Origin of the sequence: Rhodococcus sp. 06-462-5 (assembly GCF_002258315.1) — a bacterium.
Taxonomy (GTDB): Bacteria; Actinomycetota; Actinomycetes; order Mycobacteriales; family Mycobacteriaceae; genus Rhodococcoides.
The window spans coordinates 41299-51994 of record NZ_NOYD01000045.1; the positions used below are offsets into that span (position 1 = coordinate 41299).

At 65.9% G+C, this 10696-nt stretch carries 7 protein-coding genes; 2 read left to right on the forward strand and 5 right to left on the reverse strand.

The genetic code is table 11. The features are described 5' to 3' along the window. Positions 1 to 24 precede the first annotated feature (24 nt). The 4 genes from CH251_RS19855 to CH251_RS19870 all read right to left on the reverse strand — a co-directional run bounded on the left by CH251_RS19855 (position 25) and on the right by CH251_RS19870 (position 5529). Complete coding sequence (locus CH251_RS19855) at positions 25 to 2094, reverse strand: xanthine dehydrogenase family protein molybdopterin-binding subunit (RefSeq protein WP_094614680.1); 2070 nt, start codon at positions 2092 to 2094, stop codon at positions 25 to 27. Next, entirely contained in the window at positions 2091 to 3086 is a 996-nt protein-coding gene (locus tag CH251_RS19860; protein ID WP_094614681.1) for a xanthine dehydrogenase family protein subunit M, read from the reverse strand. Before CH251_RS19860 ends, CH251_RS19855 begins: the two co-directional genes overlap by 4 nt. Then, a complete protein-coding gene (locus CH251_RS19865; RefSeq protein ID WP_094614682.1) occupies positions 3083 to 3583 on the reverse strand; it encodes a 2Fe-2S iron-sulfur cluster-binding protein in 501 nt (166 codons plus the stop codon). The genes CH251_RS19860 and CH251_RS19865 overlap by 4 nt, the downstream gene beginning before the upstream one ends. Before the next feature lie 137 nt (positions 3584 to 3720). Further along, positions 3721 to 5529, reverse strand: coding sequence for a DEAD/DEAH box helicase (locus CH251_RS19870; protein ID WP_256979190.1), 1809 nt, complete (start codon positions 5527 to 5529; stop codon positions 3721 to 3723). Positions 5530 to 5806: 277 nt separating this feature from the next. Here CH251_RS19870 and CH251_RS19875 point away from each other — a divergent pair, with 277 nt between their 5' ends. Then, a complete protein-coding gene (locus tag CH251_RS19875) occupies positions 5807 to 7594 on the forward strand; it encodes a long-chain fatty acid--CoA ligase (protein ID WP_179273539.1) in 1788 nt (595 codons plus the stop codon). Between the two features lie 59 nt (positions 7595 to 7653). Here the strand turns inward: CH251_RS19875 and CH251_RS19880 are convergent, their stop codons facing one another. Then, positions 7654 to 8271 (reverse strand): alpha/beta hydrolase, encoded by a 618-nt coding sequence (locus CH251_RS19880; protein WP_094614683.1) that lies wholly within the window; start codon positions 8269 to 8271, stop codon positions 7654 to 7656. Positions 8272 to 8350: 79 nt separating this feature from the next. Here CH251_RS19880 and CH251_RS19885 point away from each other — a divergent pair. Then, positions 8351 to 10696 (forward strand): TM0106 family RecB-like putative nuclease (locus CH251_RS19885; protein WP_094614684.1); only part of this gene is annotated, 2346 nt, incomplete at its 3' end.

Sequence of the window (10696 nt, forward strand, 5' to 3'; positions counted from 1 at the left end):
GTGGTTAAGTGCTGCCTGGGGCACTTAAACACTCCACTGCGTCAGCACCTTGTCCAGGGTGATCGGCAGGTCGCGGACTCGGACGCCGGTGGCGTTGTAGACCGCGTTACCGATGGCCGCCGAGGATCCGACTGCGCCGATCTCACCGATTCCCTTGCCGCCCATCGGCGCGAGTTCGGTGTCGACCTCCTCGATCCATACGGCCTCGAGGTCGGTGACGTCCGCACACGCCGGGATGTGGTACTCCGCGAGATCGTGATTGGCGAACCCACCGAACTCGTGATCGGTGATGCCGTTCTCCATCAGTGCCATGCCGAGTCCGAACGTCATACCGCCGATGAGCTGAGACCTGGCCAGCCGCGGATTCATCACCGCGCCGATGCCGAACACACCGAGCATCCGGCGCACCCGCACCTCACCGGTGTCGATGTCGACCGCGACCTCCGCGAACTGAGCGCCGAATGCCATGCGCGCCAGTTCCTTCTGGCCCTCGACGTCGTCGGTGGTGTCGGCCTCGGCCGAGTTTCCCGGCTCGTACGAACCCTGAGCCTTCAAGGAGTGGCAGACCTTTGTGACGGCCCAGCCCCAGGACGAGGTACCCGAGGAGCCACCGGCTCCGGGTGCTTTCGGCAGAGCGCTGTCGCCTAGTTCGAGTGTGACGGCATCTGCGTCCACCTCGAGAGCATCGGCCGCAATCTGACGCAGCACGGTGCGCGCGCCGGTACCGATGTCCGACGCGGCGACGGACACCGAGATGGTGCCGTCCTGCTCCACCCGCGCCGACGCGGTACTCGGTGAGATCAGCACCGGGTAGCTCGCCGTCGCGACTCCCATGCCGATCAGGGTGTTGCCTTCGCGACGCCGACCGGGCGTGGCGTCGCGGCGGTCCCACCCGAACTTCTCGGCACCCTCGCGCAGGCACTGCACCACGCTGCGTGAGCTGAACGGGTTGCCGCTCGCGGGATCGACGTCGGGCTCGTTGCGGATGCGCAGTTCGATCGGATCGATACCGGTGGCCACGGCCAGTTCGTCGATGGCCGTCTCGACGGCGAACATGCCCGGAGCTTCGCCGGGTGCCCGCATCCACCGCGGAGTTCCGACGTCCAGCTGTGCGAGTCGGTGGGTGGTGCGACGGTTCGGGGACGCGTAGATGTGGCGAGTGGATTCCGAGGTCTGCTCGCAGAACTCGAAGATCGTGCTGGTCTGCTGAAACGAATCGTGCGCGATCGCCTGCAGAGTTCCTGTCGAATCAGCGCCCAGCCGAACGTGATTGAGCGTCGGGGTTCGATAGCCGACTACGTCGAAGAGAGCTTGCCTCGGCAACACCAACTTGACGGTGCGGCCGGTGGCTCGCGAGGCCATCGCTGCGAGGATCACGTTGGGCCGAGTACTGCCCTTTGCTCCGAACCCGCCGCCGACGTTCTCCGCGATCACGCGAACGTTCTCGGGCTCGAGGTCGAAGGCCGTGGCGAGGTCGCCCTGAACACCGGACGGCGCCTGCGTCGAATCCCACACCGTCAGAACGCCGTCGGACCACTGCGCCGTGGTGGCATGCGGTTCCATCGGACTGTTGTGCATCGGCGCGGTGGAGTACCAGTTGTCGACGAGGTGCTCGGCCGATGCCAACGCCGCATCGGGATCGCCGACGGTGACGTCGGTGGGAAACCCCGCGTTGACGGACTCGGGTGCGTACAGCGTGCTGTGCTCCGCAGTCAGACCGTTGTCGGGCGAACGGACATCCGCGTAGCGCACGTGCACTCGGGCCGCGGCGGCGCGGGCGTCCTGGAGGGTGTCGGCCACGACGACGGCCACGATCTGACCTCGATAGGCGACGGTGTTCGACTGCAGCACGTGCAGTTCGGCGTCTTCGAGATTGCCCAGTTGCTCGGCGTTGCCGTGCCACAGGACTGCGTGAATCGCGGCATCGGCGTCCAGTTCGACACGTTCGACCGTGCCGGCGGGGATTGTCGCGGGCACGTACCAGGCGAACAGCTGCCCGACCGCCGGCGCCTGTTCGGCGGCGTACCGAGCCCGGCCGGTGACCTTTGCGATCGATTCGGTGCGCTGAATCGGTTGTCCGATGGATGCAGTCATGACCGATCTCCCGAATTCGTGAGTTCGACCAGGGTGCGGGCGACGAGGTTGGTCACCAGTGGGACTTTGAACGCGTTGTCGCGCAACGGCTCTGCTGCATCGAGTTCGAGTGCGATCGCCCGCCGGAACGACGCCTCGTCGGCAGCCGCGCCGAGCAGCGTGTGCTCGGCCGTGCGGGCCCGCCACGGTTTGTGCGCGACACCGCCCAGCGCGATCGACACCCCGCGCACGATCCCGTCCTCGACATCGAGAGTGGCGGCGACCGAGGCGATCGCGAAGGCGTAGGACTGCCGATCCCGAACCTTGCGGTAGGTCGAGACGGTACCGTCCGCCGGTGCCGGAATCTCGATGGCCGTGACGATTTCGTCTCGGGCCACGGTGTTGTCGCGCTCGGGCGCGTCCCCGGGGAGCCGGTAGAAGTCATCGATCGCGAGGGTGCGCTCACCGTCGGCCCCACGCACGACGATGCGAGCATCGAGCGCCGACAGCGCGACTGCCATGTCCGAGGGGTGGGTGGCGATGCACGATGGAGAAGCTCCGAGGATCGCCAGGTTGCGGTGCTCACCGGTTCGTGCCGGGCACCCCGAACCGGGTTCGCGTTTGTTGCACGGCTTCGACGAATCCATGAAGTACACACATCGGGTGCGCTGGAACAGGTTTCCGCCGGTGGTGGCCATGTTGCGCAACTGACCCGAGGCACCGGAGAGGACGGCCCGTGAGAGCACCGGATAACGCTGACGAACCACCGGGTGCACCGCGAGATCACTGTTGCTCACCCCGGAACCGACACGAAGCGAGCCGTCGTCGGATACGTCGATGTCGTGCAACGGAAGTCGCGTCACATCGATCAACGTCGTCGGGCCGACGACACCGAGCTTCATCAGGTCGACGAGGTTCGTTCCCCCGCCGAGCAGCATCGCGTTCTCGTTGTCGGCGAGGCGGGCCACGGCGTCGTCGACGGCGGTGACTGCGTCGTACTCGAAGGTCTTCACGATGCGTCCCGTACGGCCGAGACGATGTTGCAGTAGGCACCGCAACGACAGAGGTTGCCGCTCATACGTTCTCGTACTTCGTCGGAATCGAGTTCGACGTCGGCGGCCTCGATGTCCTCGGTGACCGCGCTGGGCCAACCCTGCTTGGCCTCTTCGATCACCGCCACCGCCGAACAGATCTGCCCGGAGGTGCAGTACCCGCACTGGAACGCGTCGCGATCGACGAACGCCTGCTGGACCGGATGCAGTGTGTCGCCGTCGAACAATCCCTCGACCGTGATGATGTCGCGATCCTGCTGGGCAACTGCGAACGTCAGGCAGCTGTTGATCCGTCGGCCGTCGACCAACACCGTGCAGGCTCCGCACTGCCCGTGGTCACAACCCTTCTTGGCACCGATGAGGTCGAGGTTCTCTCGGAGAGCGTCGAGCAGGGTGGATCGGGTATCGCAATCGATCTCGCGATCGATCCCGTTGACACGGAGGGTGACGTTGGTCATGCACAGGCGGATACCCGAGGCCAGGCCCGCCAAACGCTAACGCTGGGGTCGTGCACGGACCTTCGTAACCCACTGCGAGATCGGAGTGGAGCCTGCGGAACGACCGCAGGCTCCGCCGCGCACGTGCGCGTAGCGCTCTAGCGCCTGCCCTTGTACTTCCCGCCGCCGCTGCGTCCGGGAGGACCGGAATCGGGTTGCAGTTGAATCAACACGCCACTGATGCGGGTGCGGCGCAACGCCTCGACCGTCTCGTCGGCGAGATCTGCGGGCAGCTCCACCAACGAATGGTCGGGGCGAATGCTGATGTGCCCGAAGTCGCTTCGACGCAGACCGCCCTCGTTGGCGATGGCACCGACGATCGCACCGGGAGCGACGTGATGCCGCTTGCCGACGCTGATGCGGTACGTCGCCATCTCCTGGCCCGTCTTGCGGTGATGCGAGCTGGCCGCATCCTCGTCGAACGTGCGCGGCGGCCGCGGTTCGCGCGGCTCACGGGGTGCGCGCGGCGGGGCAGGCGGCTCCGGCTTGAGCAAGAACGCCTCGCCGTCGCGCGACTGGATCGCCAGCGCCGCTGCGATGTCGACCAACGGCACGTCGTGCTCGCGCTCGTAGTCCTCGATGAGGCGACGGAACAGCGCCAAATTCTCGTTGCCCAGACTCTCGGTGATGGAGTCCTTGAACTTCGTCACGCGCTGTGCGTTGACGTCGTCGACACTCGGGAGCTGCATCTCGGTGATCGGCTGACGCGTCGCACGCTCGATGGCCTTGAGCAGGTGCCGCTCGCGCGGTGCGACGAACAGCAGAGCCTGCCCCGCCCGGCCCGCGCGACCGGTACGACCGATGCGGTGCACGTAGGACTCGGTGTCGTGCGGGATGTCGTAGTTGATGACGTGCGAGATGCGGTCGACGTCGAGACCGCGGGCTGCGACATCGGTGGCGACCAGGATGTCGATCTGACCGTTCTTGAGCTGACCGATGGTGCGCTCACGCTGAGCCTGCACGATGTCGCCGTTGATCGCGGCGGCCGAGAAGCCCCGTGCCCGCAGCTTCTCGGCGAGTTCCTCGGTGGCCTGCTTGGTGCGCACGAACATGATCATGGCCTCGAACTCTTCGACCTCGAAGATTCGAGTCAGTGCCTCCAGCTTGCGCTGATGGGCCACCTGGACGTACCGCTGGGTGATGTTCGGTGCCGTCGATGTCTTGGTCTTGACGGTGATCTCCACCGGGTCGTGCAGGTACTGCTTGGAGATCTTGCGGATCGCGGCAGGCATCGTGGCCGAGAACAACGCGACCTGCTTGTACTCCGGGGTATCGGAGAGGATGCGCTCGACGTCCTCCTGGAAGCCCATCTTGAGCATCTCGTCGGCCTCGTCGAGCACCAGGTACTCGAGGCCGGACAGGTCGAGGGTGCCCTTCTCGAGGTGGTCGATGACACGACCGGGGGTACCGACGATGATCTGCGCGCCCTTGCGCAGGCCCGAGAGCTGGATGCCGTACGCCTGTCCGCCGTAGATCGGCAGGATGTGCAGACCCGGAATGTGCGTGGCGTACTTGCCGAACGCCTCGGCGACCTGGAGCGCGAGCTCGCGGGTCGGGGCGAGCACCAGTGCCTGTGGCACTCGACGAGAGACGTCGAGACGCGACAGGATCGGCACCGCGAACGCGGCGGTCTTGCCGGTTCCGGTCTGCGCGAGGCCGACGACGTCGTTGCCTGCCATCAGCGGTGGAATGGTGGCGGCCTGGATGGGCGACGGGGTCTCGTACCCCACGTCACGCAGGGCCTTCAGGACCCGCTCGTCGATGCCGAGATCGGCGAAAGTGATGTCGTCACCCGTCGCCGAGGACGACTCGCTCGCGCGTACCGGAGCGGAGGCGGACTCCTGAGGGGTCGAATTCGTCTCGTCGGACGTCACGGCGGCATCCTGTTCAGTTTCTGAAGTGCTCATATGTCGCACGAGTTTAGTACCTGCTCGGGCGCTGCGAACCCTTCTACGCTGATCAGGTGACGAAAACGGTCGAGACGGCATGGGGTGCGAGCGGCATCACACCGGCGACCCGACACCCGAATGCGACCGCAGGCGGTTAAGTTGTACCCCGAGTCACACTCAACTCCCCCGGACTCGCGGCAAAGTCGACAAACCGGACACCCCGGATGGTGCGCCACGGCCTCGAATGTGATGAAATGCACAACTACCACGCTATTTTTCCGTAAGGGGTCCAGCAGTGCGCGAATATTCTGTGCCGGCGTCGTTCACCATTCCTGACGACGCATCCATGGCCGACACCGTCTACAGGTACGAGAAGGAATCGCCGAACTTCGTACCGTTCCAACGTCTGGAGAACGGTAACTGGACCGATGTCACCGCAGCTCGGTTCGCCAAAGAGGTCGCGGCAGCAGCCAAGGGACTGATCGCCTCCGGGATCGAGCTCGGCGACCGGGTCGCCATCCTCAGCGCGACGCGATACGAGTGGGTCGTTCTCGACTACGCCATCTGGTCCGCAGGCGGATGCACCGTCGCGATCTACGAGACCTCCTCCGCCGACCAGGCACAGTGGATCCTCGAGGACTCCGCCACCAAGCTGCTCGTCGTCGAAACCGCAGCGCACGCGTCGAACCTCAAAGAGGTCACCGAAGGTGCCAAGGATCTGCGTGAGGTTCTGCAGATCGACGCCGGAGCCATCGAAGAACTGACCACCCGCGGATCCGGGGTCAGCGACGAGGATCTGCACGCGCGACGCCATCAGGTCAGCGCCTCATCGCCCGCGACCCTGATCTACACCTCGGGCACCACCGGCCGCCCCAAGGGCGTCCAGCTCACGCACGCCAACTTCTACGCCGAGGTTCAGGCCACCCAGATCGCGCTGCACGACTCGATGAAGGAGGGCAACCGCACACTGATGTTCCTCCCGATGGCGCACGTGTTCGCCCGCGCCGTGTCCTTCGGTTCGTTCGAGTCCAAGGTCACCGTCGGACATACCTCGGACGTGACGACGCTGGTGGATCAGTTCGCCGTGTTCAAGCCGGACTTCATCCTGTCGGTTCCGCGTGTGTTCGAGAAGGTCTACAACTCCGCCAAGCAGAAGGCGCACGACGGCGGCAAGGGGTCCATCTTCGACAAGGCCGCTGCGACGGCCATCGAGTGGAGCGAGGCCCAGGAGAAGGGCGGAGCCGGACTCGTCCTGAACCTCAAGCACACCGTGTTCGACAAGCTCGTGTACTCCAAGCTGCGCGCAGCACTCGGCGGCAACTGCACCCGCGCGGTGTCCGGCGGCGGACCTCTCGGTGCGCGCCTCGGCCACTTCTTCCGCGGTGCAGGCGTCCCGGTCTACGAGGGCTACGGACTGACCGAGACCAGCGCGGCCATCACCGTCAACACCACCAAGGAACAGCGCGTCGGCACCGTCGGCAAGCCCATCGACGGCCACTCGGTGAAGGTCGCCGAAGACGGTGAACTCCTGCTCAAGGGACCGGTCGTGTTCAGCGGCTACTGGCACAACGAGAAGGCAACGGCCGAGGCCATCGTCGACGGCTGGTTCCACACCGGCGACCTCGGCACGATCGACCAGGAAGGCTACGTCTCGATCACCGGCCGCAAGAAGGAGATCATCGTGACCGCGGGCGGCAAGAACGTCGCCCCCGCAGTGCTCGAGGACGCCCTCCGCGCGAACGCGATCATCAGCCAGTGCCTCGTCGTCGGCGACGCCAAGCCGTTCATCGGTGCGCTCATCACCCTCGACCCCGAGGCGATGCCGGGCTGGCTCGAGCGTCACAGCCTCTCCGCCGACATCCCGTTCTCGGAGCTGTCGAAGAACGCCGACCTCGTCGCCGAGATCGACAAGGCCGTCGCCGAGGCCAACAAGAAGGTCTCCAACCCCGAGCAGATCAAGAAGTACACGATCCTCGAGAACGACTTCACCGTCGAAACCGGTGAGCTCACCCCCACGATGAAGCTCAAGCGCAACATCATCCACGCCGAGCGTGGCAGCGACATCGAGGCGATCTACTCGTAGATCGATCTCCCGACAACGAGGGCCCGGTGCGATCGTCGCACCGGGCCCTCGATGTCGTGTCAGGACATGTGGTCGTCGAGGAACTCCGCCACCACCGAGGTCACCTGCAGGTGGATCTTCTCGTGCAGCAGGTCGTGGCCGCCGTCCTCGAATTCACGCAGGGACGCGTCGGGAACACTGCCGATCCACTCGCGCACCGCATCGATCGGAGCCAGGCGATCGTCGACTCCGTGCACGGCGAGGATCGGAATCACGTTGTCCGCGAGATCGGTGGCCGAGCCGGTCACGGACTTCGGGGTGCCGCACAGCACGGCGCACTGCACCGCCTTCGGATGCGCGCTGAGAGCCGCGATGGCCGTCGCCGCCCCCAACGAATGGCCCATCAGGGCGAACGACAACTCGGGGTGCTCGGCCTCGGCGATATCGAGCAACTGCAGCGCGTTCTGAGCGAGGCCGGGGATCTGAGCGGCGTCGGTCAACTCACCTTCGGTGAGGCCGTGTCCCACGTGATCGACCGCCCACACGTCCACTCCGCGTCCGTTGAGGACCCGAGCGAAACGGTGGTAGTGGCCGCTGTTCTGGCCGAGACCGTGCAGAAAAACGAGACCGAAACGAGCATCGGGAACAGTCCAGTTTCGGTAATGGACAGCACCGGTGGCTCCGTCGAAAAAAGGCATTCGATCATTTTGCCTCCTCGCGACGGCATCCGCGCGCAACGTGACCGGTACCGCTCGCGTTGGTGACTAGGGTGGGCGCGTGTTCCTCATCGGCGATCGCGTCATCTACAGCGCCAGCGACCTCGCCGCGGCAGCGTCGTGCGAATTCGGGCTGCTGCGCCGACTCGACGGGCTGACCGGGCTGATCCCGCGGGCAACTGCCACCCCCGATCCGATGCTCGACCGCACCTCTGCACTCGGATTCGAGCACGAACGCCGTCAGCTCGAGACCTTCCAGCAGCGGTTCCCCGGCGGCGTCCTGACGATGGACCGGCCGGGGCGCACCGATCAGGAACTGGCCGATGCCGCCTGGGCGACCTTCACCGCTCTGACTGCGCGCACACCGGTGGTGTATCAGGCGACCTTCTTCGACGGCCGATTTCTCGGTTTCTGCGACTTCCTGGTGGCCGAAGGCGATCGGTACGCCGTGTACGACACGAAGCTGTCGCGACACGCCAAGGTTCCGGCACTGCTGCAGTTGGCGGCCTACGCGGACGCGTTGCGGTCCGGCGGGATCACTCCGAGCGACGAGGTGCACCTGATGCTCGGCGACGGCAGCGACTCCGCGCACTCGCTCGCCGAGATCCTTCCGGTCTACCGACAGTCAAGAGAACACCTGCAACACATCCTCGACGAGCACCGCGCCGAAGGCACCGTCGTCGACTGGTTCGACTCGCGCTACTCCGGCTGCGGGCAGTGCGAGGCATGCACGATCGAGGTGGAACAGCACCGCGACCTGGTTCTCGTCGCCGGTATGCGCGCGAGCACCAGGGACAGACTGCTCGACGCGGGAATCGCGACGGTGGACGAGTTGGCTGCGTCGACCGGGACCGTGGACGGCATGTCGTCTCGCACACTTACAAACCTGCGAGCTCAGGCCGCGCTGCAGGTGCGCCAGGAGAACAGCGGCGACGCCGAGTTCGAGATCTTCGACGCCGACGCCCTCGGCGTGATCCCCGAGCCCGATCCGGGCGACATCTTCTTCGACTTCGAGGGCGACCCGCTGTGGGCCGAGACGGGCAGTTCCGAATGGGGGCTCGAGTACCTGTTCGGTGTCTACACCGCCGACGGTGAGTTCCTGCCGTTCTGGGCGCACGATCGCGCGCAGGAACGACGCGCCCTGATCGACTTCCTCGACTACGTGACCACCCGTCGCGCGGCCTACCCGAACATGCACATCTACCACTACGCGCCGTACGAGAAGACCGCGCTGCTGCGCCTCGCCGGACGCTACGGCGTCGGTGAGGACGCGGTCGACGACCTACTGCGAGACAACGTTCTGGTGGACCTCTATCCGATCGTGCGATCTGCGGTACGCATCGGAGCCAGGTCCTACAGCATCAAGAAGCTCGAACCCCTGTACATGCCCGCCGCCCGCGACGGAGACGTCACCGACGCGGCCGCGTCGATCGTCGAATACGCGAACTGGTGCGATCTACGAGACCAGGGCAAGGACGCAGAGGCCGCGGCGCTGCTCGCCGACATCGCGGACTATAACCGCACCGACTGCGAATCGACACTGCGACTGCGGGATTGGTTGCTGGCACGCGCGTCGGATGCCGGTGTGCACCCGCGCGCGCCGCAACACCTCGAGCTCGAAGACGGTGCCGTCGACACCGCGAGCCCACTCGAGCTCGAACTGGCCGATTACGCCGGTCTGCCGTGGGAGCGCACCTCCACGCAACAGGCCGTCGCACTGTTCGCCGGATCCATCGGATATCACCGACGCGAACGAAAGCCGTTCTGGTGGGCGCACTTCGATCGTCTGACCCACCCACTGGACGAGTGGGCCGACGCCGCCGACGTGCTGAAGGTCGAGCGTGCCGAACTGGTGCACGACTGGATGAAAACTGCACCGAATCAACGGGTCCTACGACGGCAGCTCAAGCTGCTGGGGCACCTGACGGGCGGCGTTCTGTCGAGCTCGAAGGTCAAGCTGCTCTACGACGACCCGGCCCCGGAGGGATTGCCGAAGCAGCAGCCGACCCATCGCGCGACCACGACGGTCGAGATCGTGCAGGCCGGCTACGAGGGCAACCTCGACATGGTGGTGGTGCAGGAGAACCTGCGCAAGGGAGTGGACGGGTACTCCGACTTCCCCGTCGCCACCGCACCCGAACCGCCCCCGGCGACCAAGTATTTGGAGCAGGCGATCGCCGGCGTCGCCGCCGAGGTCGGTGCGGCACTGCCGCACCTTCCGCGCACGGCCGTCGCCGATCTGCTGACGCTCTCGCCACCCCGAACCCGTTCCGGCACCGGCCTTCCCGAGGTGCACGCCGGTGACTACGCGACGGCCGTCACGGCGGCGCTGCTCGATCTCGATCACTCCTACGTTGCCGTACAGGGGCCGCCCGGGACCGGGAAGACGTACACCGCTGCCCGGGTG